At 68.5% G+C, this 26,413-nt stretch carries 23 protein-coding genes; 9 read left to right on the top strand and 14 right to left on the bottom strand.

The genetic code is table 11. The features are described 5' to 3' along the window. Nucleotides 1–87: 87 nt before the first annotated feature. Nucleotides 88–1,611 carry a threonine ammonia-lyase, biosynthetic gene (gene ilvA / locus C6569_RS21350; RefSeq protein WP_106750754.1) on the top strand — a complete coding sequence of 508 codons (1,524 nt, stop codon included), beginning with the start codon at nt 88–90 and terminating at the stop codon, nt 1,609–1,611. A gap of 161 nt (nt 1,612–1,772) precedes the next feature. After that, entirely contained in the window at nt 1,773–4,364 is a 2,592-nt protein-coding gene (locus C6569_RS21345; RefSeq protein ID WP_181313851.1) for an EAL domain-containing protein, read from the top strand. A gap of 9 nt (nt 4,365–4,373) precedes the next feature. Here the strand turns inward: C6569_RS21345 and C6569_RS21340 are convergent, their stop codons facing one another. From C6569_RS21340 to C6569_RS21330, 3 genes are all read right to left on the bottom strand, one after another. Next, nucleotides 4,374–4,994, bottom strand: a complete 621-nt coding sequence (locus tag C6569_RS21340) for a response regulator (protein WP_181313850.1) — start codon at nt 4,992–4,994, stop codon at nt 4,374–4,376. Nucleotides 4,995–5,067: 73 nt separating this feature from the next. After that, the gene (locus C6569_RS21335) at nt 5,068–6,201 is read right to left on the bottom strand and encodes a cupin domain-containing protein (protein ID WP_106750751.1); all 1,134 of its coding nucleotides are present in this window, start codon (nt 6,199–6,201) and stop codon (nt 5,068–5,070) included. A gap of 54 nt (nt 6,202–6,255) precedes the next feature. After that, complete coding sequence (locus C6569_RS21330) at nt 6,256–6,597, bottom strand: hypothetical protein (RefSeq protein WP_106750750.1); 342 nt, start codon at nt 6,595–6,597, stop codon at nt 6,256–6,258. 568 nt (nt 6,598–7,165) lie between these two features. Between C6569_RS21330 and typA the strand changes: the two genes are divergently transcribed. After that, a complete protein-coding gene (gene typA, locus C6569_RS21325; protein WP_106750749.1) occupies nt 7,166–8,989 on the top strand; it encodes a translational GTPase TypA in 1,824 nt (607 codons plus the stop codon). 88 nt (nt 8,990–9,077) lie between these two features. Here the strand turns inward: typA and C6569_RS21320 are convergent, their stop codons facing one another. The 9 genes from C6569_RS21320 to C6569_RS21280 all read right to left on the bottom strand — a co-directional run bounded on the left by C6569_RS21320 (nt 9,078) and on the right by C6569_RS21280 (nt 20,566). Beyond that, nucleotides 9,078–10,193 carry an enolase C-terminal domain-like protein gene (locus tag C6569_RS21320; protein ID WP_106750748.1) on the bottom strand — a complete coding sequence of 372 codons (1,116 nt, stop codon included), beginning with the start codon at nt 10,191–10,193 and terminating at the stop codon, nt 9,078–9,080. Further along, nucleotides 10,190–12,151, bottom strand: coding sequence for a TRAP transporter permease (locus C6569_RS21315; RefSeq protein ID WP_106750747.1), 1,962 nt, complete (start codon nt 12,149–12,151; stop codon nt 10,190–10,192). Before C6569_RS21315 ends, C6569_RS21320 begins: the two co-directional genes overlap by 4 nt. A gap of 90 nt (nt 12,152–12,241) precedes the next feature. Then, nucleotides 12,242–13,228: a TAXI family TRAP transporter solute-binding subunit gene (locus tag C6569_RS21310; protein ID WP_106750746.1), complete on the bottom strand. Its 987-nt coding sequence runs from the start codon at nt 13,226–13,228 to the stop codon at nt 12,242–12,244. A 121-nt stretch (nt 13,229–13,349) separates the two neighbouring features. Further along, a complete protein-coding gene (locus C6569_RS21305) occupies nt 13,350–14,603 on the bottom strand; it encodes an NAD(P)/FAD-dependent oxidoreductase (protein ID WP_106750745.1) in 1,254 nt (417 codons plus the stop codon). 25 nt (nt 14,604–14,628) lie between these two features. Further along, on the bottom strand, nt 14,629–16,023 hold the full coding sequence (locus C6569_RS21300; RefSeq protein ID WP_106750744.1) for a M20 family metallopeptidase: 1,395 nt from the start codon (nt 16,021–16,023) through the stop codon (nt 14,629–14,631). Between the two features lie 106 nt (nt 16,024–16,129). Further along, on the bottom strand, nt 16,130–17,020 hold the full coding sequence (locus C6569_RS21295; protein WP_245898187.1) for an ABC transporter permease: 891 nt from the start codon (nt 17,018–17,020) through the stop codon (nt 16,130–16,132). A gap of 1 nt (nt 17,021) precedes the next feature. Next, complete coding sequence (locus tag C6569_RS21290; protein WP_106750742.1) at nt 17,022–17,939, bottom strand: ABC transporter permease; 918 nt, start codon at nt 17,937–17,939, stop codon at nt 17,022–17,024. A gap of 68 nt (nt 17,940–18,007) precedes the next feature. After that, complete coding sequence (locus C6569_RS21285; protein WP_215905774.1) at nt 18,008–19,507, bottom strand: ABC transporter substrate-binding protein; 1,500 nt, start codon at nt 19,505–19,507, stop codon at nt 18,008–18,010. Nucleotides 19,508–19,633: 126 nt separating this feature from the next. Next, nucleotides 19,634–20,566, bottom strand: coding sequence for a polyprenyl synthetase family protein (locus C6569_RS21280; RefSeq protein WP_106750740.1), 933 nt, complete (start codon nt 20,564–20,566; stop codon nt 19,634–19,636). A 130-nt stretch (nt 20,567–20,696) separates the two neighbouring features. Between C6569_RS21280 and C6569_RS21275 the strand changes: the two genes are divergently transcribed. Further along, complete coding sequence (locus C6569_RS21275) at nt 20,697–21,107, top strand: hypothetical protein (protein WP_106750739.1); 411 nt, start codon at nt 20,697–20,699, stop codon at nt 21,105–21,107. A 4-nt stretch (nt 21,108–21,111) separates the two neighbouring features. Here the strand turns inward: C6569_RS21275 and C6569_RS21270 are convergent, their stop codons facing one another. Together C6569_RS21270 and C6569_RS21265 are read right to left on the bottom strand one after the other, a co-directional pair. Next, nucleotides 21,112–21,396 carry a PepSY domain-containing protein gene (locus tag C6569_RS21270; RefSeq protein ID WP_245898186.1) on the bottom strand — a complete coding sequence of 95 codons (285 nt, stop codon included), beginning with the start codon at nt 21,394–21,396 and terminating at the stop codon, nt 21,112–21,114. 88 nt (nt 21,397–21,484) lie between these two features. Next, nucleotides 21,485–22,150: a DUF2161 domain-containing phosphodiesterase gene (locus C6569_RS21265; RefSeq protein ID WP_106750737.1), complete on the bottom strand. Its 666-nt coding sequence runs from the start codon at nt 22,148–22,150 to the stop codon at nt 21,485–21,487. A gap of 163 nt (nt 22,151–22,313) precedes the next feature. Between C6569_RS21265 and C6569_RS21260 the strand changes: the two genes are divergently transcribed. The 5 genes from C6569_RS21260 to rimM all read left to right on the top strand — a co-directional run bounded on the left by C6569_RS21260 (nt 22,314) and on the right by rimM (nt 26,411). Next, nucleotides 22,314–22,685, top strand: coding sequence for a hypothetical protein (locus C6569_RS21260; RefSeq protein WP_106750736.1), 372 nt, complete (start codon nt 22,314–22,316; stop codon nt 22,683–22,685). A gap of 167 nt (nt 22,686–22,852) precedes the next feature. Next, nucleotides 22,853–23,644: a hypothetical protein gene (locus C6569_RS21255; protein WP_106750735.1), complete on the top strand. Its 792-nt coding sequence runs from the start codon at nt 22,853–22,855 to the stop codon at nt 23,642–23,644. Nucleotides 23,645–23,852: 208 nt separating this feature from the next. Further along, nucleotides 23,853–25,397 carry a signal recognition particle protein gene (gene ffh, locus C6569_RS21250; protein WP_106750734.1) on the top strand — a complete coding sequence of 515 codons (1,545 nt, stop codon included), beginning with the start codon at nt 23,853–23,855 and terminating at the stop codon, nt 25,395–25,397. A gap of 54 nt (nt 25,398–25,451) precedes the next feature. Further along, a complete protein-coding gene (gene rpsP / locus C6569_RS21245) occupies nt 25,452–25,811 on the top strand; it encodes a 30S ribosomal protein S16 (RefSeq protein ID WP_106750733.1) in 360 nt (119 codons plus the stop codon). A gap of 63 nt (nt 25,812–25,874) precedes the next feature. Then, the gene (gene rimM, locus C6569_RS21240) at nt 25,875–26,411 is read left to right on the top strand and encodes a ribosome maturation factor RimM (RefSeq protein ID WP_106750732.1); all 537 of its coding nucleotides are present in this window, start codon (nt 25,875–25,877) and stop codon (nt 26,409–26,411) included. Nucleotides 26,412–26,413 lie beyond the last annotated feature (2 nt).

The raw sequence follows: 26,413 nt of genomic DNA, 5'->3' as shown, positions 1-26,413 counted from the left end.
CCTCCGTCCGACCTGCCATGCGCCGCCGCGGCTGTTCCCTCCGCCGCCGCGGCGCGTTAGGAGCGGTGCCGGAAGGAACGGCCCGCCATGCAGGACTATATCCGCGCCATTCTCTCGGCCCGAGTCTACGACGTCGCCATCGAGAGCCCGCTCGACCCGATGCCGCGGCTGGCGCAGCGGCTGGGGGCGGCGGTCCGGCTGAAGCGCGAGGACCTGCAGCCGGTCTTCTCCTTCAAGCTGCGCGGCGCCTACAACAAGATGTCCGGGCTGTCGCGGGAGGCGCTGGACCGCGGCGTCATCTGCGCCTCGGCCGGCAACCATGCTCAGGGCGTGGCGCTCGCCGCGCAGAAGCTCGGCGTCAAGGCCACGATCGTGATGCCCAGAACCACCCCGGACATCAAGGTCCAGGCGGTGAGGAGCCGCGGCGGCCGCGTGGTCCTGCACGGCGAGAGCTTCGACGAGGCCTACGGGCATGCGCGGCAGATCGAGGCAGAGAAGGGACAGACCTTCATCCATCCCTATGACGATCCGGACGTGATCGCGGGCCAGGGAACGGTGGGCATGGAGATCCTGCGCCAGCATCCCGATCCGATCGACGCCGTCTTCGTGCCGATCGGCGGCGGGGGGCTTGCGGCCGGCATCGCCGTCTTCGTCAAGTTCCTGAGACCCGAGGTGAAGGTCTTCGGCGTCGAGCCCGACGACGCGGCCTCCATGGCCGAGGCTATGGCTGCCGGCTCTCGCGTGATCCTCAATCAGGTGGGGCTCTTCGCCGACGGCGTCGCCGTCCGGCAGGCGGGCGAGGAGACCTTCCGCCTCTGCAAGGGCCTGCTCGACGGCGTCATCCGCGTCAGCACCGACGAGATCTGCGCCGCGGTGAAGGACATTTTCGAGGACACCCGCGCCATTGCCGAGCCCTCGGGAGCAGTCAGCCTCGCGGGCCTCAAGGCCTATGTGGAGCAGGGACGAGGAACCGGCGGCGCACTCGTCGCCATCAATTCCGGCGCCAACATGAACTTTGACCGGCTGCGCCACATCGCCGAACGGGCGGAGATCGGCGAGAAGCGCGAGGCGCTGCTGGCGGTGACGATTCCGGAGAAGCCGGGCAGCTACCGGCGTTTCATCCAGCTTCTCGGCAAACGCGCCATCACCGAGTTCAACTACCGCTACGCCGATCCCGAGCGCGCCGAGATCTTCGTCGGCGTGCAGCTCGACGCCGGCGGCGAGGAGAAGCGGGCCATCCTCGCCATGCTTGGCGAGCACGGCTATCCCGTCCTCGACATGAGCGACAACGAACTCGCCAAGCTCCACGTCCGCTACATGGTGGGCGGCAAGACGCGTGGCATGGACGGCGAGCGCATCTTCCGGTTCCAGTTTCCCGAGCGGCCGGGGGCCCTGCTGAAATTTCTCACCTCCCTGTCGGAAGGCTGGAACATCTCGCTGTTCCACTACCGCAACCACGGCGCCGACTACGGCCGAGTGCTCGCGGGGATTCAGGTGCCGGAGGGCGAGCACGGGCAGTTGCAGAGGCGCCTCGACGATCTCGGCTATCCCTACTGGGAAGAGACCGACAACCCCGCCTACACGGCCTTCCTCGGCGGCGGCGACGCCTGAGAGAACGCCTCCACGCGGCGACCAATTGTTTACCACCCATGTGGAAAGCGCGCCCGAGCAGCGACGCGCTGGGGTCGGCGTTTACGACCTCGGCATAATTCCCTCGTAATATCTGTCAAATGTGCGGCTTGCTCCGGCGCCGCGTCAGGCAGGACGGACCCATGTCGGCAGACCCGCGCGAGCCCATCGCGGAAATCGGATTCTTCGGGCCCATCATCGAGCAGGCCATCGACGGCGTCGTGGTGATCGACGGCTGCAACAACGTCGTGCTGTTCAATGCGGCGGCTGAACGGCTGTGGGGAATGGACCGCAGCGATATCCTCGGCCGGAACGTCCGCCTTCTCGTACCGGAACACGCCCGCAAGGACCACGACCGGCAGATCGACCACAACAGGCTCGGCGGGAACGACAGGCTCGTGGGCAGCACGGTGGAGGTGCCGATCGACCGGCCCAACGGCACGCGAGCCTGGGGGGCACTGTCGCTGTCGAGGACCCGCATCGGCGAGACCATCTATTACGCCGCCTTCGTCAAGGACGTGACCGAAGAGGTGCGCCGTCGCGAGGAACTCTACCTCCTGTCGTTGGTGGCGAACGAGACCGACCAGGCGGTCCAGATCACCGGCCGCGACAAGCGGATCGTCTATGCGAACCGCGCCTTCGTGGACCTCTTCGGCTACTCGCGCGATGAGCTGATCGGCCAGCTTCCCGCCCAGCTGCTCAACGGCCGTCATACCAACCTGCAGTCGCTGACCTCCCTCGACAACCTGTCGCGGGGCCTGCGGACCGACATGATGGAGTTCATCGCCTATCACAAGGACGGCCGGGAGATCTGGGTCTCCGCGACGGTCAACCCCGTGCTTGATGCGGCAGGCGAGGTGTGCAACGCCGTCTGCGTCATGTCCAACATCACCGAGACACGGCAAATCCAGGCTCTGCAGCAGCGCGTCCTCGAGGCGGTTGCCCGCGAGGAGGAACTCGAAACCGTCGCCAGCCTGGTCTGCAGGGAGGTGGAAGCCATCGCGCCTGGCACCATCTGCTCGATCCTCATGGTCGACCGTGAGAAGCGGCTGCGGCCTCTCGCCAGCCCGAGCCTGCCTGCCCACTACTCCGAAGCCCTGGACGGCATGCCGGTCGGGCCCTCTGTCGGCTCGTGCGGCACCGCCGCCTGGCGCGGCGAGCCCGTGGTGGTCGAGGACATCGAGACCGATCCGCTCTGGGCTCCCTACAAGGAGCTGCCGCTGCCGATCGGACTGAAAGCCTGCTGGTCCAGCCCGATCAAGCTGAAGGACGGCCGGGTCGCCGGAACCTTCGCCTTCTACTACAGGGAGAAATGCGGTCCAACCGCCTGGCACGAGCGCCTGGTCGAGGCCTGCATCCATCTTTGCGCTCTCGCCATTGAGCGCCACGAGGCCAAGGCGCATATCGCCCGGCTCGCCTATTTCGACACGTTGACGGGCCTGCCCAACCGCAGCCAGCTGGGACAGGCCATCGACCAGCGGATCGCCGAAGCCCAGCGAGAACCCTCCTCCGAGATCGCCCTGCTCTTCCTGGATCTCGACGGCTTCAAGGACGTCAACGACACGCTCGGCCATTCCGCCGGCGACGCCCTGCTGGTGGAGATCGGCCGGCGCCTGACGGCGCAGGTGCGGCCCGGCGACATCGTCAGCCGCCTCGGCGGCGACGAGTTCGTCATCGTTCTGGGGAATTGCGACAGTGACCAGGCGGCACAGGTGGCCGAACGGGTGCTGAAGGCCCTGGCGGTTCCCGTCGACGTGGACGGCATGGGACTGTCGGCCTCGGGCAGCATCGGCATCAGCCTCTACCCGAGCGACAGCCGCGACCGGGAGGAGCTCCTCAAACATGCCGACACCGCCATGTACGAGGCGAAGAATGCCGGCCGCGGCGCCTTCCGCTTCTACAGCCCCGGCATGAACGAGCAGGTGCATGAACGCCTGGTCATGGTCGGCGCGCTGAAGGAGTCGCTCGATGCCGGCCATCTCCAACTGCACTACCAGCCTCAGATCCTCGGCGAGACCGGCCGCCTTCTCGGGGTCGAGGCCCTCGCCCGCTGGCATCATCCGCAATTCGGCCAGGTGCCGCCATCGCGCTTCATCGCGCTGGCCGAGGAATGCGGGCTGATCGAAGCCATCGGCGAATGGGCTCTCTGCGAGGCCTGCCGCCAGATGGCCGAATGGCGCGCGCAGGGCATCGCCGTCCGCACGGTCTCGGTCAACCTGTCACCGCTCCATTTCCGCAACAGCCGCCTGCCGGCCATCGTCGCGGCGGCCCTGGAGGCTTCGGGCCTGCCGCCCGAAGCGCTGACGCTGGAGATCACCGAGGGCGTCATGATGGACAGGTGCGAGGCCACCCTCGCCACGGTGGAGGCGGTGGCAGGGCTCGGCGTGCGCCTGTCCCTCGACGATTTCGGCACCGGATATTCCAGCCTGTCCTCCATCTCCACCCTGCCGATCGCCGAAATCAAGCTGGACCAGAGCTTCGTGCGCGACCTGCAGAGCGACAAGAACGCGCGGGCGGTGGCTTCGGCCGTCATCCGCATCGGGCAAAGCCTGGGCCTGACCGTCGTCGCCGAAGGCGTGGAGACAGAACCTCAACGGCGCTTCCTGCAGGGCCTGAGGTGCCACGCCATGCAGGGCTACCTGTTCTCCCCGGCTCTGGCTCCGAAAGATCTGGTGTCCTGGTTGCAGCGGCAGGATCCCGGCCAGGCTGCGACCGAGGTCGCGGCAGTCGCCTGACCTTCGCTCTCAGAGCTCGATGATGTCCTTTTCCACAGGCCGGATATAGGCCTGGCACAGGCAGTTCACGCCGAGCGGACAGAGCATCTCGTCGGCCCGGGAATGGTGAACCCCGCAGATCATGGTGGCCGAGGCGTCTCCCGCCCCGGTGCCGAGCACCTCGCGCCGCACCGTCTTGGCGCGCGGCACGGGGCCGAAATAGACGCGCGTCCTCACGAAGGGGCGCGGCATGGCGAGCACCGCCTCGGCCCGCGTCCTCAGCGTCTTCGTGCTGAAGGGGCGGGCGACATACTCATGGACGCCCGCGGTGACGGCCCCCAGCACCGAGGCGCGCGTCGGCGTGCCGGAGATCATGATGATCGGCGTGTATTGCAGCCCCCCGTCGGCGCGGCGGAGGAGCTGTGTGACCTCCAGCCCGTCCAGGCCGGACAGGTTCATGCCGAGGACGACGAGGCTGGGGCGTTGCTGCTCGGCCACCTCGACAGCGTCGAACCCGGTTCGGCATTCCAACACCCGTCCGAGACCCGTCAGCACGGAGCGGATGATCCGGCGCGAAAAGGCCTGCTCGTCAGCTACCAGAATGGTCGTGGCGGCGGGCTGGTGGAGATTGAGGGCGATACTCTTCGGCACGCGACCTGACCTAGCGTCATGCAACCTGTATGTCATGGCACGGACGTGTTTAAGGAAGAGCTAAGCCGCCGACTCAGGCGCGCTCGAGCAGCCCGAGGGCCATGAGCCGCGCGCAGAAGGCGAGGGCCGCCTCGCCCCCGAGCTCACGCGCGGTGGCGCCCTCGCCGAGCCTCTCGAGCCAGACCAGTTCGGCCGCGGTCAGAGGTACGGACGGACCGGCCCAGCGCAGTTCCGCCCCCTCACCCATGGGGACGACGTAGTGGTGAACGGCATCAGCGAGGACGAGCCGGTCGTCGAGTTCCGGCCGGGGAGCGACGAGGCCGCGACCCGGCATGAGTATCCGGTCCGTGCCGAGCTGCTGGAGGAAGCGCATGGCGACGAGGTCGAGTGATTCCTCGGTGGCGACCGCCGCCAGCCGGTCGCGCGCCGCACTCAGGAGCCCGGCGCGCGACGCCTCGTCGGCGAGGCGCCAGGTGCGGAAGGACTGCCGCAACGCCGGCTGTTGCTGCTCCATCTGGTCGATGGCCGCCTTCAGCGCGTCGGCCCAGCTCGGCTCCAGGAGACCGACGGTGACATGGAGGGAGGGCTCGCCGCCTTGCTGGGCCGCCGCGTCGTGCGCCACGCCGCGGGGGACGTAGAGCACGTCGCCCGGTGCCAGCAGAACATCGCGGGCACCGGCGGGATCGGCCCGGTGAACCGTTCCGTCCCACGGCGTGTTGCGGGTCGCGTGGGGCAGAAGCATGTCGCCCCAGACCCGCCAGGCCTTGTGTCCGGAAACCTGCAGGACGAGGACGTCGTGGGTGTCGAAGTGGGTGCGAAACCCCTGCGCGCCCGGCGGAGTCAGGTAGATGTTGGCCTGGACGGCATGGAGAAAGAGCTTCTCCAGCCCGCGGCAGAACCGCGCCAGAGGCGGATGCATCTCGTGGAACTGCGAGATGACGAGGGTGGCGCCGCCGTCGAAGAGCTGGAACAGGCCGATCGGGTCAATGCGGCCGTCCTCGTCGGCGAAGAGATCGTCGGGAACGGCGGCGCTGCCGTCGCGGGAGCTGTCCGCCATCGATACGCGCGGCGAGCGCGCCGCGTCGGTCCGCAGGAAGGCATCGAGGTCGGCGATGGACAGGAGCGGCGCGAACCGGCGGGCGTCTCCGCCCGGAAGGTGGCGCGCCTCGCCTCCCTCGCGCAAGGCGAAGGCCTCGGGAACGGTCATCGTCCCGAAGGCCAGCCCGAATGCATCCGCCGCGAGCGTCACGGGCGGCCGGGCCTACCAGCCGCGGCCGCGGCCACGGGGATCCCGGGGATCGTTGTCGGTGACGCGGACGCGGCGGCGGATGACCCGCACGCGGCCACGTCCGGGATCGTCATAGGGATCGCTGTCGGTGCCGCGGCGACGGACGAAACGGCCGCGGCCGCGGCCCTCGCGATCGTTGGGATCGCTGTCCGTCACGCGCAGGCGCTGCGCCGCGGCCGGCTGCGAGGTGGCGACGGCGCCGGGAACGACCAGCGTAGCCGCCCCCGCCAGCGTCTTGAAGACGAAGAGCCGACGGTCGAGCGGTCTGGACGGCGGGGTATCGTCGCCGGACGAAGCGGGTGTGTCGTGAGTCATCGCGTCGAACCTCCCCGGTGTTGCAGCGGCCTCGGCCAGTAGCTGCGAACGCTTCTAATGTAGAAGCTAGCGGGAAACTTCCGTCACGTCATGCGTGGTTTGACGGAGGCGTGACGCCGGATGGGGATATAGGGAGGGAGCGAGGAAGGCTCGGAGTGGAAGGGAGGAGACCACGCTCAAGGGGTCGCAGATTGCGGTCCCCTCCCGTCCGAGCCATTGAACCGGCGACGCAAATACCTGATGCCGGGTCATCCTGTCTCCTGCAGGGGCGGTGCCAAGCAACACCACCGGGCGGCACCACAAGATATAGCGCTTCTGCGGGTGCCAGGCCGCTAGGCGTTGGAGCCTTCCGCCGTTGACCGCGCCTGCTCTCGCCAATTGGGCCTCGCAATCCGCGAGAGCCTCCCAATTTGCGAGAGCGCGGACAGATGGCCCGCGCGCGCTGCGACGGCCGGTTTCCGTTGCGCCGTGGGACCGTCTCCTATAGATGCACCGCAACAGAGTTCACGCGGGCCGCCATTTCGACGGAGCCCGCTTTTTCGTATTCGCCCGACCGGACGCCCCTGCCATGTCTATGCGCAACATCGCCATCATCGCCCACGTCGATCATGGCAAGACCACCCTCGTCGACAAGCTGCTGCAGCAGTCGGGCTCGTTCCGCGAAAACCAGCGCGTCGCCGAGCGCGTCATGGACTCCAACGACCTCGAGAAGGAGCGTGGCATCACCATTCTCGCCAAGGCGACCTCGGTGGTCTGGAAGGACACGCGCATCAACATCGTCGACACGCCCGGCCATGCCGATTTCGGCGGCGAGGTGGAGCGCATCCTCTCCATGGTGGACGGCGCCATCGTGCTGGTCGATGCCGCGGAAGGGCCGATGCCGCAGACGAAGTTCGTCGTCGGCAAGGCGCTGAAGATCGGCCTCAAGCCGATCGTCGCCATCAACAAGATCGACCGGCCCGACGCCCGCCACGTCGAGGTCATCAACGAGGTCTTCGACCTCTTCGCCGCCCTCGACGCCACCGACGAGCAGCTCGACTTCCCGATCCTCTACGGATCCGGCCGCGAGGGCTGGATGGCGGAGAAGCCGGAAGGCCCGATCGACCAGGGCCTGGCTCCCCTCTTCGACCTCGTGCTGCGCCACGTGCCGGAACCGAATGTCGGTGACGGCCCGTTCCGCATGCTCGGCACGCTGCTCGAGGCCAATCCCTTCCTCGGCCGCATGATCACCGGCCGCATCTCGTCCGGCACGGTGAAGCCGAACCAGTCGATCAAGGTTCTGGCGCGCGACGGTTCGGTGGTGGAGACCGGCCGCGTCTCGAAGATCCTCGCCTTCCGCGGCATCGAGCGTCAGCCGATCGAGGAGGGCATTCCCGGCGACATCGTCGCCATCGCGGGCCTGTCCAAGGGCTCCGTGGCCGACACGTTCTGCGACCCGAGCGTCGACGAAGCGATCCAGGCCCAGCCGATCGATCCGCCGACCGTCACCATGAGCTTCATCGTCAACGACTCGCCGCTGGCGGGCACCGAGGGCGACAAGGTGACGAGCCGCATGATCCGCGACCGCCTGTTCAAGGAGGCCGAAGGCAACGTCACGCTGAAGATCGAGGAGAGCTCCGACAAGGATTCCTTCTTCGTCTCCGGCCGCGGCGAACTGCAGCTCGCCATCCTCATCGAGACCATGCGCCGCGAGGGCTTCGAGCTCGCCGTGTCGCGTCCGCGGGTCGTCTTCCAGAAGGGCGAGAACGGCGAGACGCTGGAGCCGATCGAGGAGGTGCTCATCGACGTCGACGAGGAGCATTCCGGCGTCGTCGTGCAGAAAATGAGCGAGCGCCGCGCCGAGATGGTCGAGATGAAGCCCTCGGGCGGCAACCGCCTGCGCCTCGTATTCCACGCCCCGACCCGCGGCCTCATCGGCTACCAGTCGGAGCTGCTCACCGACACGCGCGGCACGGCCATCATGAACCGCCTGTTCAAGGCCTACGAGCCCTACAAGGGCGAGGTCGCCGGCCGCATCAACGGCGTGCTGATCTCCAACGACATCGGCGAGAGCGTCGCCTATGCCATGTGGAACCTCGAGGACCGCGGGCCGATGATCATCGATCCCGGCGTGAAGGTCTATCGCGGCATGATCATCGGCATCCACAACCGCGACAACGATCTCGAAGTGAACGTGCTGAAGGGCAAGAAGCTCACCAATATCCGCACCACCTCGAAGGACGAGGCCGTGCGCCTCACCCCTCCGATCCGCATGACGCTGGAGAAGGCCCTCGCCTGGATCCAGGACGACGAGCTGGTCGAGGTGACACCGAAGTCGATCCGCGTGCGTAAGGTCCATCTCGACCCCAACGACCGCAAGCGCGCCGAGAAATCGAAGGAAGCGGTGGCGTAAGCCCCCATCGCGACCGGCAGATGGTGCTCATGCCCGGCCTTTGTGCCGGGCATTTCGTTTCGGGCTGAACCGTAGAGCGGGCGTGGACCTACCCCCGCACCTCCATGGTCGCGCCCTTCAGCGCCGCCTCGTCGACAGCGATGCCGAGGCCCGGCCCGGTTGGTAGCCAGGAGGCGCCGGCTTCCAGCCGCACAGGCTCCTTCAGGATTTCCGTGCCGAGCACGAAGGCGGAGGTATAGTACTCCGCCCCCAGGGTCATGGCCGGGGTCGACGCGGCGAAATGGATGCCGGCGGTGAGCGCGATGCCCGCCTCGTACATGGTGCCGCCATAGCAGGGCATCCCGGCGGCCTGCGCGATGGCGGCGATGGCCTTGCCCTTGGCGAAGGAGCCGGCCTTCATGAGCTTGATGGACACGGCGTCGGCGAAGCGCGACCGCACGCACTCGACCGCCTCCTCGGGCGAGAAGACGCTCTCGTCGGCGAGGATCGGCGTGTCGAGGGCGCGGGCGATCTCGGCCATGGCGTCGCGGCGGTCGCGCGCCACCGGCTGCTCGATGAAGGCGGGACGGAAGGCCTCGACGTCACGAAGGGTCCGGATCGCGTCCACCGCGGCGAGGCCCTGGTTGTAGTCGATGCGGAGCGAGGCGTCGGCGGGCAGCATGGCGGCGAGCCGGTCGAGCCGGCTCATGTCCTCGGCATGGGTGGAGAAGCCGGTCTTCACCTTGAACAGGCGGATGCCCTCGGCGAGACGGGCGCGCGCGAAGTCGAGGTCGGCGTCAAAGTCGGGATTGGCGATGGAGACCGAGAGCGGGATGCTCTCGCGGAAGACGCCGCCCAGTAGTTCGGCGACGCTCACACCCGCCGCCTGGCCGAAGAGGTCGTGCAGCGCCATGTCGAGCGCCATCTTGGCTTCCGGGTGGCCGACGATGGTGCGGTCGGCCTCGGCCATGATGCGGGCGAGCCGGCGCGGGTCGCGGCCGATCACCAGCGGACGCAGATAGACGTCGAGGGCGGCGACCGCCGCCTCGGCTGTTCCCGAGAAGACGGACCAGGGCGCCGCCTCCCCCCAGCCGGTGAGCCCGTCCTTCGTGTGGAGCGAGACGACGACACCGGGAAGCGTGTCGGCGACGTCGCCGACGCCGTGCTTGCGGGTCATCTTCAGGGGCCAGCGGGTGAGCCGAACCTGCATGCGGTCGATGATCATGTGGGGGAGGTCTCCCGCGCGAGGCGCGCCTCGGCCCTGACCGCGGCCTCGTTGGCCAGGACGCCCTCCTCACGGCCGGCGGCCGCCTTCTGGCCGAGGTAAAGGGCGACGGCGATGCCGGCGACGATGGCGACCCGCCACCACACGGGTATGGGGTCGAAGAGCGTCGCCATGACGCCGAGCGGGATCAGCGGCAGGCGCAGCGCCACGGGCAGCGGCGCGCGGAAGAAGCCGAAGAAGCCGGCCGCGAGCAGGGTCAGTCCCAAGGCGTTGGCGATGAACTCGCCGATGATCTCAAACCACGAGTCCTGCAGCAGTAGGGCGCTGGAATGGAGATAGGAGAAGCCGACGACGAAGCCGGCGATGGCGAGGCGGAAGGCGACCACACCCGCCGCCATCGGGCTGCAGCGGGCGATGGAGGCCGCCGCGTAGGAGGCGACGGAGACCGGCGGCGTCGCGTCGGCGAGGATGGAGAAGTAGAAGACGAACATGTGGGCGGCGAGCACCGGCACACCGAACTGCTGGAGGATGGGCGCGCCGATCGCCGCGCCGATGATGTAGGCGGCGGTGGTCGGCACACCCATGCCGAGGATGAGCACGGTGATCGCGATGAGGACGCCGGCGATGTAGAGGTTGTTGCCGGCTAGGCCCGTCACGATGGTGGAGAAGGAGATCACCATGCCCGTGACCGTGAGGCAGGCGACGAAGATGCCGGCGCCCGCGCAGGCGAGCGCCACCACCACCATGTTGCGCCCGCCGTTCGCCAGCATGCGCAGGATGTCCGCAGGCCAGAGCCGGGTGTGGACGCGCAACCAGGAGGACGGCCAGACGGCTATGATCCCCCAGAAAGCGGCGAAGGAGGGCGAATAGCCCATAGCCATGGCGCCGATCATGACGAAGACCGGGATGAGCAGGTGGACGTCGCGGAGCACGAAGCTCCAGGTCGGGATCTCGTCGGGGTCGCAGCCGGTGAGGCGCAGCCGCCGCGCCTCGAAATGCACGCTGATGAGGATCATGAAGAAGTAGAGCAGCGAGCCGGCGATCGCCGCCAGCGCGATGGTCTGGTACGGAATGTTGGTGATCTCGGCCATGATGAAGGCTCCCGCCCCCATCACGGGCGGCATGATCTGCCCTCCGACCGAGGAGGCGGCCTCGACCCCGGCCGCGAACTGGCGGCGGTAGCCGAGCTTGATCATGGCGGGGATGGTGAAGGAGCCGGTGGCGAAGACGTTCGCGACGGACGAGCCCGAGATCGTGCCGAACATGGCGGAAGAGACGACCTCGACCTTGGCGGGCCCGCCGGCCTGCCGGCCCGCGACCTTCATGCCGAGATTGTGGAACAGCATGCCGACGCCAGAGCCTTCGATGAAAGCGCCGAAGATGATGAACATGGCGACCATGGTGGCCGAGATGCCGGTGATCGAGCCGTAAATGCCGTTCGAGTTGAACAGGTACATGGTCTCGACGATCTGCGTCGCCGGAATGTCGCGGAAATGCAGGATACCCGGCATGTATTCGGTGACGAAGAGATAGAGAATGCCGGAAGCGACGAGGCCCGCGAGCACCGGCGTCACCGCCCGGCGCAGGGCCTCGACGACCAGGACGATGGCGATGACGCCGAAGACGAGTTCGACCGGATGGACAGGATCGACCGTCTCGAAGCGCAGGTTGATAATGGAGGCGCAGTAGCGCCCGCCATTGGCGCAGCCGTAGGAATAGAGGCTCGGCAGAACCGCGAGGGCCGAGAGCAGCCAATCCACGACGCTGGGGCGATCCTTGGGCGAGGTCTCGCCGGCCGGATAGAGGATGAAGGCGAGCGGCAGCAGCACGAGCAGGTGGACGGAGCGCTGCTCGCGCGGCTCCAGGAAGCCGAAGCCGCCGGTCAGCAGATGGAAGAGCGAGGCGGAGACGGCAACGGCGGCCGCGAGCCAGAAAACCGGCCCCTTGAGTTCGCGCATGGCGAGATATCCGAGTGAAGAGGCGGGCCGGCGGCAGCCCCAAAGGTGAAGGCCCGGGCGGTGGCCCGGGCCTTGTTCAACCGAGGTGGATCAGCCCTGCACCCAGCCGCGCTCGCGATAGTAGCGCAGCGCGCCGGGGTGGACCGGGACGGGCCGGTTGGCGATCGCCGTCTCGCAACGATAGTCCTTCAGCGAGCCATGGATGCGCGGCAGCTCCGCGACGTTCTCGCAGATCGCCTTGGTGATCTTGTAGACGATGTCCTCGGACACGTCGGACGAGGTGACGAGGGTCGTCGCCATCACCAGCGTCTTCACCTCGCGCGTGCCCTGGAAGCGCGGGTAGGTGCCTGCCGGGATGACGCCCGAGCCCATGCCGTGGCGCTGCTTGAAGGCGTCCATCACGTCCTGCGGGATGTCGAGAATCTCGCCGTCACGGCCGGTGGCCATGTCCACCACCGCCGAGCCGGGCAGGCCGAGGGCGAAGAAGGCGTAGTCGAGCTGGCCGTCACGATAGGCGGCGGCGAGGTCGCCGTAGGCGGCGAGCTGGAAGCGCCAGCCGCGGGCGCGCAGGCTGTCATAGGTCTGGCCGTAGACGGCGAGGAGCCAGCGCAGGGCGATCTCGTCGGTCGCGCCGTTGTTGGCGCCGCCGAAGCGGATGTTGCGGCCCTCCTTGAACAGGGTCGCAATGTCCATGGTCTGGCCGGGGGCGCGGATGAAGTGATAGGGCGTGTCGCCGAAGGACTGGCCGATCATCCGCAGCTTGTCGGCGGCAGGGCGGCCCTGATAGGTGCCGGTGCCGGACGCAGCCATGGCGGCGAAGATGTCGATGGACATGGCGAGCTGCGCCTGCCCCTGCTGCACGGCCACCGGATTGGCGGCGCCGCCGCCCGGAACGGCCTTGATGGTCATGCCCGGGATCTTGTCCTCGAGGAGCTTGGCCGCCCCCGAGACGATGGTGTACCAGCCGCCGCCGATGGAGCCGCCGCGCCATTCCACCGTCTGCGCACCGGCCGGCGCCAGGGCACCCGCCATCAAGCCGGCGGCCATGCCGGCCGCGACGATCATCCGCTTCAACATCGTGGTCACACCTCTGGTTTGCGGGTCATGCCGCCCGCCTTGTCCGCAACTCTAGCCGGCCGCCTGTCGCTGGCAATGTCCGATGTCGGCATGTCTGGGATCACACGGACACGGGGGCGGATCAGAACCGCCCCGGCGAGAAGGGGGTGATCGGCACGGCGGAGGTCGCGCCGGTGACGATGTCGGCGACGACACGGCCGGTGATCGGCCCGGTCGACAGGCCGATATGGCCGTGGCCGAAAGCGAAGACGACATGGGGATGGTGCGGCGCCCTGCCGATGACCGGCAGGCCGTCGGGGGTCGAGGGCCGGGCGCCGTGCCAGGGAGCCGGCTCGACGCTGTCGCCCATCGCGACCGTGCGGCGCGCGTCGGCCTCGACGGCGGTGATCTGGGAGAAGTTCGCGGGCGCCTCGCGGCGGGCGAGCTCGACGCCCGAGAGCAGGCGAAGCCCGGCATTCATTGGCGAGACGACATAGCCGCCGCCGGTGTCGTGGATCGGGCGGGAAAGCTTGTGCTCGCTGGCATCGGCGAAATGGCGATGGTAGCCCCGCTCGGCGGCGAGCGGCAGGCGATAGCCCATCATGCGGGTGAGGTCGTGGGCGGCGGCGCCGGCGGCGATCACGACGGTCTTCGCCCGGACCTCCCCGCCACCTTCGAGCAGGACCTTCGCGCCGTCACCGTCCTCCTCGACGGTCCTCGCCCGCGCCGCGACGAGGGTGGCACCGCGCTGGACGGCGGCCGCCTCGTAGGCCTGGACGAGGGCGCCCGGATCGCGCACCGAGCCCGTCTCGGTGTGCCAGACGGCCCTGGCGTAGCGGCGCTTCAGCGCCGGTTCGAATTGCGGCAGTTCGGCGCCGTCGATCACCTCGAAGGCGACCTTGTGCTGGCCGAGGAGCTCGCGCTCCAGCGCGCCGGCGGCGAAGGCCTCCTCGCTTCGGTAGAGCTTCACCCAGCCTCGCCGCACGATCAGGTCGCGGGCGCCGATCTCGCCGGCGATGCGCCAGTGCTCGTCATAGGCCGCGGCGCAGAGCGGATCGAGCGCCGCGGCGGCCTCGCGCCACGAGGCCTCGTTGCAGCGGCGCATGAAGGCGACCAGCCAGGGCGCAACGGCGAGCAGCGAGCCGTAGTCGACACGGATGGCGACGTCGCGGTTGAGGGCGTACCGAGGCAGCTTCTTCAGCACGCCAGGGCCGGCCACGGGGAAGAGCGAGCCGCGTGAGATGACACCGGCATTGCCGTAACTCGCGGCGTTGCGGATGCCGCCGGGATCGACGAGGGTCACCGAGAGACCGCGGGCGAGGCAGGCGAGCGCCGTAGCTGTCCCCACCATGCCGCCGCCGACGATGGCGACGTCGATCCGGTCGACCGTGTTCATCGGGGCCCCTCCCCTGTCCCGGCGCTCAGCGCGCCAGCTTCGGGTGCGTGCCCTCGCCGAGGTCCCAGTAAAGCCCGGCCATGAGGCCGATGGCCTCGCGGACCAGGGCCGAGGGCACGTGCTCGTTGGGGGCATGCTGCGAGCAGCCGGGATAGGAGTGCGGTACCCAAATGGTCGGCATGCCGATGATCTCGGCGAAGACGTCGTTGGGCAGCGACCCGCCCGCATTGGGAATGACCGCCGGCTTCTTGCCGGTGGTCTCGGCGATGGAGGCGGCGGCCCAGCGGACCCAGGGATGATCGGGATCGGTGCGGGTCGCCTTGAAGGCGATGTCGCGGCCGCTCGTCACCTGGACGTCGGGGAAGCCGTGGCGGGCCAGATGCCGCTGGATGGCGGGGATGAAGCCGTCGGGATCGGAGCCGACGACGGTGCGGATCTGGCAGACGGCCTTGGCCGCCGGCGGCACGGCATTCTGCGGGTTGGAGATGTCGCCGGCGCCCAGCGCCAGGACCTCGAAGGTGTTCCAGCCATAGACCTTCTCGGCGGGCGTGAAGCCCGGCTCGCCCCACCATGTTTCGATCTGAGGGCCGCCGGGAATGCTGGCAGGCTCGATGTCGGAGAGCGCCCGCTTCACCGAGTCCGGCATCTCCTTCGGCAGGAGTTCGTGGACCCGCACCTGCCCCGTCGGGCCAATGATCGTGGAAATGGCATGGGCGAGCCGCACCGCCGGGTTGGACAGGAGCCCACCCCAGTTGCCGGAATGGTGGCCGCCTTCGCGCGCGTCGATGGTGAGATCGATCCGATAGGCGCCGCGCGAGCCGAGGCAGAGCGTCGGCCGCTCGGCGGTCATGCGCGGGCCGTCCGAGCCGATGAGAATGTCTGCGAGGAAGAGATCGCGGTTGTCGCGGGCGAGATCGTGGAGGCCGGCGGAGCCCACCTCCTCGCCCATCTCGATGAGGTAGCGGACGTTGAAGCCGAGCTTGCCGCGGGTCTTCAGCACGCAGCGCAGCGCCTCGATGTTGATGGCATGCTGGCCCTTGTTGTCGACGACGCCGCGGCCGTACCAGGTGTCGCCGGTGTCATCGAGCGTCCAGGGATCACGGCCCTCCTTCCACTTGCCCTCGAGGCCGGCGATGACATCGCCATGGCCGTAGCCCAGGACGGTGACGAGGGCGGGGTCCTCGATCCGCTCCGCGAGGAGGAACGGGCCCTTGGCATTGGGGTGGGTGAGGATGCGGCAGGAGAAGCCCATGGCTTCCAGCGAGGGCTGCATTTCCTCGGTCAGGTAGCGGGCGAGATCCGGTGCGCGAGCCGGGTTCTGGCTCTCGGTCGGGATGGCGATGCGACGGGCGAAGATCTCCTTCAGGCTGCCGTCGTCGAACATCTGGTGGGCGGCGGCAATGGCGGAGGCGCGGGTCATGGATGTCTCTTCACAGGACGTGTCGGCGGCAGATTAGCGCGACCGCCGGCTTTCGCCACGGCGCGCGCGGACAGGGTGGCATGCGCGGGCGGGCGCTCGGCTCCGTTCAGGACCGGCTGTCGGGAGCCGTCACGTCGCGCAGGCCGTCCCCCATCATGTTGATGGCGAGCACCAGCAGGGCGAGGGCCGCGCCCGGGATGGCGATGAGCCAGAAGGAGAAGAACATGAAGTTCTTCGCCTCCGAGATCATCAGCCCCCAGGAGGGCAGCGGCGGCTGCACGCCGAGACCGAGGAAGGACAGGGCCGCCTCAAGCAGAATGGCGCTCGCCGCTTCCACCGTGCCGACGACGATGAGATGCGGCATGACGTTGGGCAGCACCTCCTTCAGGATGATGCGCAACTGGCTGGCGCCGCTGGCACGCGCCGCCTCGACGAAGTCGAGCGAGCGGACCTGCTGTGTCGCCGAGCGCATCACCACCGCGAAGCGGTCCCATTTGAGCAGGCCGAGCACGGCGATGACGATGCCGAGCGTCCCACCGACCATGGCGACCACGGCGAGGGCCACCAGCACCACCGGCAAGGCGAGGCGGGTGGTGATGATGAAGGTGACGAGGAGGTCGATCCGGCCGCCGAAGTAGCCGGCGACGAGGCCGAGGGCCGTGCCGATCGCCCCCGAGATGAGCATGACCGACATGCCGATCAGTAGCGAAATCTGCGCCCCGTAGAGCGTGCGGGAGAGATAGTCGCGGCCCAGATTGTCGGTGCCGAGCGGATGCAGCCAGGATCCGCGCTCGTACCAGACCGGGGGCACGAGCCGGTTGTTGAGATCCTGGGCATAGGGGTCGTGCGGCGAGACGAACGGCGCCAGCAGGGCGATCAGCACGATGACCGTGAAGATCAGCGTGCCGATCATCAGGCCCTTGTGCTTGAGGGCGCGCCGCTTGAAGCGAGAGGGCGGCACCACGGCGACCGCGGGGGTTTCGGCGATGTCGCTCATGTCAGCCCACCCTGATCCTGGGATCGAGCCAGGCATTGACGAGATCGGCCACCAGCGTCAGCACGACATAACCGACCGAGAGCAGCATGAGCACCGCCTGGATCACCGGGAAGTCCTTCTGGGAGATGGCCTGGTAGGCGAGGTAGCCGAGGCCGTCGAGAGCGAAGACCGTCTCGATGACGATGGAGCCGCCGAGGAGGAAGCCGAGTTGCACGGCGGTGAGCGCCACCACCGGCACCAGCGCATTGCGCAGGCCGTGGCGGAGGATCACTGTGGAGGCTGGCAGGCCCTTGGCGCGAGCGGTGCGGATGTAGTCGGCGCCGAGAACCTCGATCATGCCGGCACGGACGAGCCGCATGAAAGGCGGCGTGACGTAGTAGCCGAGGGCCACCGTCGGCATGATGAAATGCTCCCAACCGTCGGCACCGGAGACGGGCAGCCAGCCGAGGCCGATGGAGAAGACCATCACGAGGCAGAGGGCGAAGAAGAAGTTGGGAAGCGCCTGGCCGGCGACCGCGATCCACAGGCAGAGCCGGTCGATCCAGGAGTTCTGCCAGACCGCCGCCATGACGCCCAAGGGAACGGAGAGCGCCAGGGCGAAGGCGATGGCGAGGACCGCGAGGACGAGGGTCGTCTGGATCTTGGTAACGATCAGATCGAAGACCGAGGTCCGGAAATAGAGGGACTGACCGAAGTCGCCCTGCAGCGTGCGGCCGAGCCAGTCGAGATATTGGATCACCAGGGGCCGGTCGAGCCCGTATTGCTGGCGGACTGCGGCGATGTCCTCGGCGCGCGCGCCTTCACCCGCGATGGCGATGGCGACGTCGCCCGACAGGCGGAGCAGCACGAAGGCCAGCGCCGACACCGCCAATGCGACGAGAGCGGCCAATGCGAGCCGCTTGAGCGTGTAATTAAACATTCGATAAGGCGCCTTGGAGCTGCCGTGTCCGGCCGCGGCGCATGACGCCCCGCGGCCGGATCATAGCATCACTTCCAGCGCATCTCCCAGAAGCGCGGCAGCTCGTCCGGATAGGCGGCGAATTCCAGATCCTTCGACGCCGCATAGAAGGTGACGAGATTGTAGAGCGGGACCGAATAGGCCTGTTCGATGATGATCTTGTGGGCCTCGCGATATGCGGCGATGCGCTGCTGCGGATCGGTGACGGAATCGCCGCGCTCCAGCAGCTCGATCACCTTGGGATCGCGCGAGATGTCGTCGTCGAGGCCCTTGTAGTAGACGGGCGTCGAGGCCGAGACGTCGTTGATCGAGAAGGAGCCCCAGGTCTGGTGGGCCATGCCGGCACGGTTGGAGCGAATCTGCTCGCGCATCGCGGCGTACTGACCGAAGCGCAGCGTGGCGCGGATGCCGACGGCACGCAGGTAGTTGATCATGGCCTCGGCCTGGTTGCGCTCGCGGTAGGAGTGCAGGTCGATGTCGAAGCCGTTGGGGAACCCCGCCTCCGCCAGCAGTTCCTTCGCCTTGGCCGGATTGTACTCGTAGACCGGGGCCTGCGAGGCGTCGCAGCCGAACTGGGCCGGGAAGCAGATGGCGTTGATGAGCTGCGAGCCTTCGCCGACAAGCTGACGCGCCATGGTCTGGCGGTCGATGGCATGGGCGATGGCGCGGCGGACGCGCACGTCACGCAGTTGCGGGGCGGGCGAGCGCTCGGTGGTGGCGAAGTTCAGGAAGACGATGCGCATGGTGCCGCCGGAGACGATCTGCAGAGTCGGCACGGCGCGCATCTGCTGCGCCTGGTCGGGGGCGATGTTCATGACGAAGTCGAGGCCGCCGGAGAGCATCTCGGCCACCTGCGTCTGGCGGTCGGGGATGAAGCGGATGACGATGCGCTCGATCTGCGGCTGCGGCTTCGGCCCGTCGCGAAAATAGTCGGGATTGCGCTGCAGGGTGATGGAGCGGCCAATCTGGTGCTCGACGACGCGATAGGGGCCGGATCCGACCGGCTTCTCGTTCATCCCCTTGGGGCCGACCTGCTCGTAATAGGCGGCGGGATGGATGACGATGGGGCCGGCGAGATATTCGATCGCGGCGGGGAAGGGGCGCTTGGTGATGATGCGCACCTTGTGGCTGTCGACCTTCTCGGCACGCTCGATCCAGTTGACGTTCGACTGGGTGGTGGAGCGGTTGGCCGGGTTGGAGACAAAGTTCAGGGTATAGACCACGTCGTCGGCGGAGAACTCGACTCCGTTGTGGAACTTGACGCCGCGGCGCAGGTCGAGCTCGAGTGTCTTGTCGTCGACCCAACGCCAGGCGGTGGCGAGCTGGCCCTTGTACTCGTTGGTCTTCGGGTCGCGGTAGATCAGGGTGTCCCAGACCTGATGGGCGATGATGACGCCGATGCGGACGTTGTTGAAGAAGGGATCGACGTTCTCCGGCACCTGGTCATAGGCGAAGCGGACGGTGTTCTGCCGCTTCTGCGCCTCGGCCGGCGCGGCCAGGCTGGCGGCGAGCACCACACCCAAAATCATCCCGAAGACTCGCCGTGCGGACGAAAAAACCATCGTCCCCTCCCCTGAAAACCGAAAAAGATATTCCAATGCTGGCGCGCCCGCGGCGGTCGAGTCAAGGCTCGAGGGCCGGGGAGACGCGACAGGTCAGGCCTGCCGCCGGGCGATGAAGCCCGCCGCCTCGGCCAGGATTGCAGCCCTCCCGCCGAACGGCACCAGCTGCGCCGCCGCATCGTCGACGAGGCGCGTCAGTTCGTCGCGCGCCCAGTGCGGCCCGTGCAGCGACACGAGCGTTCCCTTGCCGCGAGCGGCGTCCTTGCCGATGGCCTTGCCGGCGAGAGCGGCATCGCCATCATGGTCGATGAGGTCGTCCGCCACCTGGAACGCGAGGCCTATAATCTCGCCATAGGCGACGAGGGCCTCGCGCTCGACCTGCGACGCGCCGCCGAGCACCGCGCCGGCGAGGCAGGCGAAGCGGATCAGCGCCCCCGTCTTCATGGCCTGGAGGCGGCGGATATCGGCCTCCGCGAGATCGAGGGGGGCGCCGCCGTCGAACCTGCCCTCGGCCGCGAGATCGAGCAGCTGGCCGCCGACCATGCCGCCGAGGCCGGCGGCGCGTGCGAGAAGCACCGTGAGCTCGGCCCGGATGGCGGGATCGGGGTGGGCACTCTCCGCCGCGACGGTCTCGAAGGCGAGGGTCAGCAGGCCGTCGCCGACCAGGATGGCAGTCGCCTCGTCGTAGGCCTTGTGAACGGTCGGCCGGCCCCGCCTCAGATCGTCGTCGTCCATGGCCGGCAGGTCGTCGTGGACGAGGGAATAGCAGTGGACGAGCTCGAGCGCCGCCGCCGTGGGCAGCGCGTCGCCCACCGGGACACCGAACAACGCCGCGCACTCGATCACCAGGAAGGGCCGCAAGCGCTTGCCGCCGGCGAGGACGCCATGGCGCATCGCCCCGATCAGTCGCGCCGGCCGGGCCATCTCCCCGGGGCGGGGGGCATCGTGGAGGAGGGTGGCGAGTTCAGCCTCGACGAGCCGGGCCGCGGCGGCGAGACGGTCTTCCAGGCGAGTTGCAGGGGGCATGGCTGAGGGCCGGAGACGAGAAGCGATGGCGAGGGGTGGCCGAGGCAGGCTGTGACGTCAAGGGCCGGCGCTTGCGAGCCGCAGCGGCGCGGCTAGACTTGGCGCCGTCAGAAGTCCTTCCCGCCGGTCCATGCGCTCTTTCCATCTCCTCGCCGCCGGCGCGCTCGTCGCCCTTGTCGCCGCTTCCCCCGCAGCGGCCCAATCGGCCCCCGGTGGCGGCGCCTACAGTCTCGATCTGCTCACACCCGCGCAGCGCGCGGACCTGTCGAAACGGGTGGACTCCTATGCGGTGGTCGAGGTTTTCCTGCGCGCCTGCGGGCGTCCACCGGCCCTTGAGACGCGGTTCCGTCGCATGGCGTCGGGTTGCATCCGTGCGGACACGGTCCGCACTCTCACGGCGGAGTATCGCCGGGCGATTGCGGCGCGCGCCGGCCTGCGCTGGGACTGTCGGAGCGCCGCCGGCCGGCGCATGATCGCGCGCTCGGAACAGGCGATCCGCCTGACCTTCGCCGATCTCGGCCGGCTGTGCCGGCGCGGCTGACGGATCAGTCGTCGCGCTCGCGCTTGATGATGGAGAAGTCGACGCTGGAAAGCTCCAGGTCGTACTTGCCGCCGTCGGCGGCGATGGCGTCGTCCACGTCGAAGTGTCCGTCGTCAAACTCGATGTCTCCCCAGCGGGTGAAACCGGCTTGGCGCAGACTGTTCTCGATCTGCACGCGCTCCTGGGGGGTGACCGGCCGGTCGTCGGCGCGGGCAGCGGCCAGGGGCACGGCGGCGATCGTCAGGGCGAGGGTCGCGGCCAACATGACGCGGCGGTGGAAGGCGGGCACGGAGGCACTCCTGTGTTGGTGGGGCATGGCAGTGCAACGCGGCCGAGGGGTCCTGCGTTGCACTGCGGCGACAGAAGGTCGCGATCCCTCAGGGCTCCGCAGGCAGGTGGTCGGCCCATGCGGCAAGGGCGGCATGGCCGGCCTCCGACAGTCCGTAGATCCCGCGCTCCTGCCGTACGAACCAGCCATAGACGTTGCGCTGGAGGATGGCCGCTGCGTCGGGGGCGAAGGGCGTGAGATCACGGGGGCGGAGCGGGCCGGCGGCGAGGGCCTGGGCCATGGCGAGGGTGCGCTGGCGGTAGGCGGTCATGATGGGGCGGCGCGTCGAGCCGCCGGTCGCGGGATCACCGCGGCGGCGGCGGTGTTCGGCGACGAGGCGCGAGCGGCGCTTGCCGTCGTGCCGCGGCTTCCACGGGACGGGGTCGACGACGACCTCGACGCCGCCCATCGGCAGCACCGACAGGAGCCCGAAGCCGCAGAGCCGGCACAGCTTCTTCACGCGGCTGTCGTGCTCGCGGCCGCGCCCCTTGGCGGAGGCCTTCACCGCCAGCCAGACCTCGTCGGCGGCGGCCGAGCGGTCGACCGCCTGCAGGACGAGTTCGAGGGTGAAGGACTGTTTCAGCTCGCCGATGACGACGGCGGCGGGTTCGCCGTCCCTCAACGCGACCAGGTCGCAGCCCATGATCTCGCCCTTCACGTCGAAGCCGAGGCCTTCGAGGAAGGTTTTGACGGGGAGGTAGAGGGCGGTTTCCAAGGGTGGATGTCCGGGCACTGGATGTTCAGCGGGTAGAGCGGATTCGCAGGTCTGTCGAGGCGCATGCTGCGATCGGCGCGATGCCGACCGGCCTGTTTCTGACAGCAGCCGCAGTCTGGCCGCGCGACACAAGAGAGCATTGTCGGTGCGGGAAACAGGCCGCATGAACCGCCGTCATGCCGTCACGGTCGCCCTGTGCTGGGGCCTTCTCTGCCTCGCCCTCGCCTTCGTGGAATGGGCGAGCCTGTCCATGGTCGGCTTCCCCGACGGGCATCTCACCGTCTTCGACCGGGAGACCGTGAGCCCGCGGCGCGTGCTGCTTGTTCTCTGCGTGGCGCAGGCCCTCATCATACCGACGCTGGCCCTGGCGGGTCGCCTTCGAAGAGGAGCCGCGCTGGCCCTGGCGATCGTGGCGGCCGGGCTGCTGGTCGTGGCGCCGATGGTCGCACTGCCCGGCTGTCCGGGATCGCCTGCCTGCCGCGCCGCCTACGAGGCGCTGACCGGGCGCGTGCTCGACCACGGCATCGGCGGCTGAGCAGGCTCAGGGGCTTTGCCCATTCGCGCCATCACCGATGCACCCGCCTTCACCGAGCGCAAGCAAGCGTCCGTTAGCCAATCCTCCGGGTTGTCTTCCATTTCGATAGTCGCCTTAAGGTGGCATCAACGCGCGACGACCAGCCTGCCCACGTACGGAGGCTCACCATGTCGTGGTTCGGTCGCACCATCACGAGGCAGCGCTATGGCATCGGGCTTATCACCCGTATCGCAATTCTCATGGCGCTGACCGCTGGTTTTCCCTACCTCGTCTACTTCGTGGCTTCGAGCGCGGGGCGCGGTACCAGCGGTGCCGGTGGGGCCATTGCGCTGGTCATGGGCATGTATCTGAAGCCCCTCATCTATGTCGCCTTCGCCCTGTCGCTGATCCGACCAGCGGCGCGGCGCGCCCGTACGTTGGAAATGACGATCCTGGTCGGCCCGCTTATCGGCTTTGTGGTTCTGGCCGATCTCGCCTTCGGCACCCTGTTCTTCAACCACTGGAGCGTTGCCTTCTCGCTTGGCTTCGTCGGCCCCATGCGCATGCCAATTCCCTGGTTGCTTCTTGCGGCGCTGATCTCGCTGATCACCCTCGCGGTCCTTGCGCAGCGAGACGACGGCCTGTCGGCACGCGAGCGTTTCGGCATCGCCTATCCGATCTGGCTCAGCCTCGTGGCCTTGGCGGCGTTGCACGGCTTCGTGCTGATCACGACGTTCCTCAGCTTGGGCATGGGGATCGCACCGCGTCGGCTGGTGGCGCTGGTCTGGCTGACGAACTCGCTGCCGCGCATGCCGCTGGCGATTGCCCTCATGGCAGCCTCGCTGTGGCTGATAGTCGCCGACAGGCTGTCCGGCGGCCGGGGTTCCCGGGCGGCTGACACACCAACTCCGACCCGTCCCCCTGGCGCGCCCGGTCCCCGCGGAGCCCCGAGGGCGGCATTCGGCCTGCGCGGGGCATAGTTCGCGCGTCTTTCCTTGACTTTCCGCGGCTCCCGCTCTATCCGCACCCCACTCTCGCTCATCCGAGACCTGCCTTCGCCGACCGGGGCCTGACCCCGGAGGTTCCCGCCCGACAGCGCAGCATGCGCCCTCGGGCGCGAAACGCGTTGCGGTCCGGGATGTCCGGGACCATTTTCGGGGCACCCCGGAAATGAATGGTGGAGCGATCATGTTCGAAGGCCTGTCGACACGACTGTCCGGCATCCTCGATCGCCTCAAGGGCCGCGGCGCGCTGAGCGAAGCCGATGTCCAGGAGGCGATGCGCGAGGTGCGCCGCGCCCTGCTCGAGGCCGACGTGGCGCTCGAGGTCGTGCGTTCCTTCACCGACAAGGTGCGCGACCGCGCTGTCGGCGCCGAGGTCATCAAGTCGGTGACGCCCGGCCAGATGGTCGTCAAGATCGTCCACGACACGCTGGTCGAAACCCTCGGCACCGAGGGCGTCGCCATCGACCTCCAGGCCGTGCCGCCGGTGCCGATCATGATGGTCGGCCTGCAGGGCTCGGGCAAGACGACCACCACCGCCAAGCTCGCCAAGCGCCTCTTCGAGAAACAGAAGAAAAAGGTGCTGATGGCCTCGCTCGACACGCGGCGCCCGGCCGCGATGGAGCAGCTCGCCATCCTCGGCAAGCAGATCGGCGTCGACACCCTGCCCATCGTCGCGGGCCAGTCGCCGGTGCAGATCGCCCGCCGCGCCATCGAGGCCGGCCGCCTCGGCGGCTACGACGTGGTGATGCTGGACACCGCCGGCCGCACCCATGTTGACGAAGCGCTCATGGTTGAGGTGGCCGAGGTCGAGAAGGCCGCCGGCCCCCATGAGACCCTGCTCGTCGTCGACAGCCTCACCGGCCAGGACGCTGTCAACGTCGCGCGCTCCTTCACCGGCCGCGTCAAGGTCACCGGCGTGGTGCTGACCCGCGTCGACGGTGACGGCCGCGGCGGCGCCGCCCTCTCCATGCGCGCCGTCACCGGCAAGCCGATCAAGCTGCTCGGCACATCGGAGAAGATGGACGGGCTGGAGGACTTCCACCCCTCGCGCATCGCCAACCGCATCCTCGGCATGGGCGACATCGTCTCGCTGGTCGAGAAGGCGGCGGAATCGATCGATGCCGAGAAGGGCATGGCGATCGCCAAGCGCATGCAGTCGGGTCAGTTCAACCTGAACGACCTCGGCGACCAGCTCGACCAGATGATGAAACTCGGCGGCATGCAGGGCCTGATGGGCATGCTGCCCGGCGTGAAGAACATGCAGAAGCAGCTCGCCGGCGCCGTCGACGACAAGGCGATCAAGCGCCAGCGCGCCATCATCCACGCCATGACCCCCTGGGAGCGCCGCAACCCCAAGGAAATCGACGGCAAGCGTCGCCGTCGCATCGCCCGCGGTTCCGGCACCAACCCGGAAGAGGTCAACAAGCTCCTCAAGATGCATCGCGGCATGGCCGACATGATGAAGGCCATGGGCGGCCCCGGCGCCAAGCGCGGCCCCATGGCAGGCCTCGCCAACATGTTCGGCCTCGGCGGCGGCATGCCCCAGCCGACCCCGGAAATGCTTGCCGAACTGCAGCAGAAGATGCCCGGCGGGCTTCCCGGTGGCTTGCCGGATAAGATGCCCTCGCTGCCCCCCGGCGGCCTGCCGCCGGGTTTCCCCGGCCTCGGCGGCCTCGGTGGCGCCAAGCTCCCCGGCCTTCCCGGCTTTCCCTTCGGCAAGAAGAAATAGCCGGCCCCGTTTCACCCCATCCTGCCCCTCACGAACGACCCAACGGAGTATCCCATGTCGCTCAAGATCCGCCTCGCCCGCCGCGGCACCAAGAAGCGCCCCTTCTACCAGATCGTCGTCGCCGACTCGCGCTCGCCGCGCGACGGCCGCTTCATCGAGAAGATCGGCACCTACAACCCGATGCTCTCCAAGGACCAGAAGCGCTACGACCTCGACGTCGAGGCCGCCAAGGCCTGGATCGCCAAGGGCGCCCTGCCGACGGACCGCGTGGCCCGCTTCTTCGACGCCGAGGGGCTGATGAAGCGCACCGCGTCGAACAACCCGGAGAAGGCCGTGCCCGGCAAGAAGGCCGAGGAACGCGCCGCCTCGAAGGCCGCCAAGGCCGCCAAGGCCGCCGAAGCCGCCGCCGAGTGACGTGCCGACCGCCTCCGTGCCGGGTGACCTGCACGGAGGCCTTGCGTCCTGCGAGGGCCTCCCATGTCCACCGACCTCGTCCTCGTCGCCAAGTTCGGTGCGCCTCACGGGGTGCGGGGAGAGGTGCGCGTCAAGTCCTACACCCAGGACCCCGCCGCGATCCTCGACTACTCCCCCCTGCAGTCCCGCGACGGCCGCCTCTACACGGTCACCAGCGTGCGCCCGGCCGGCGAGGTGCTGGTGGCCCGCATCGCCGAGCTGACGGACCGCACCGCCGCGGAGGCGGTGACCAACATGCAGCTCTTCGTGCCGCGCGAGCGCATTCCCCCCGCCGAGGACGAGGACGAGTTCCTCCATGCCGACCTGATCGGCCTGAAGGTCGAGACCCTCGCCGGCGAGCCCGTCGGCACGGTCACCGCCGTCTATGACTTCGGCGCGGGCGACGTCATCGACGTGGCGCGCAAGGGCCAGCGGGCGGTGATGATCCCCTTCACCAAGGCCGTGGTCCCCACCGTCGACGTCGACGGCGGACGCATCGTCATCGACCCGCCCGCGGGCCTGCTCGAGGACACGCCCCGCGACCCGCAAGACCGCGACTGAGG

Origin of the sequence: Phreatobacter cathodiphilus, from assembly GCF_003008515.1 — a bacterium.
In the GTDB taxonomy this organism is placed as follows: domain Bacteria; phylum Pseudomonadota; class Alphaproteobacteria; order Rhizobiales; family Phreatobacteraceae; genus Phreatobacter; species Phreatobacter cathodiphilus.
Note: the sequence above shows the minus strand (reverse complement) of the source record. Positions and strands in the feature narration are given on the sequence as shown.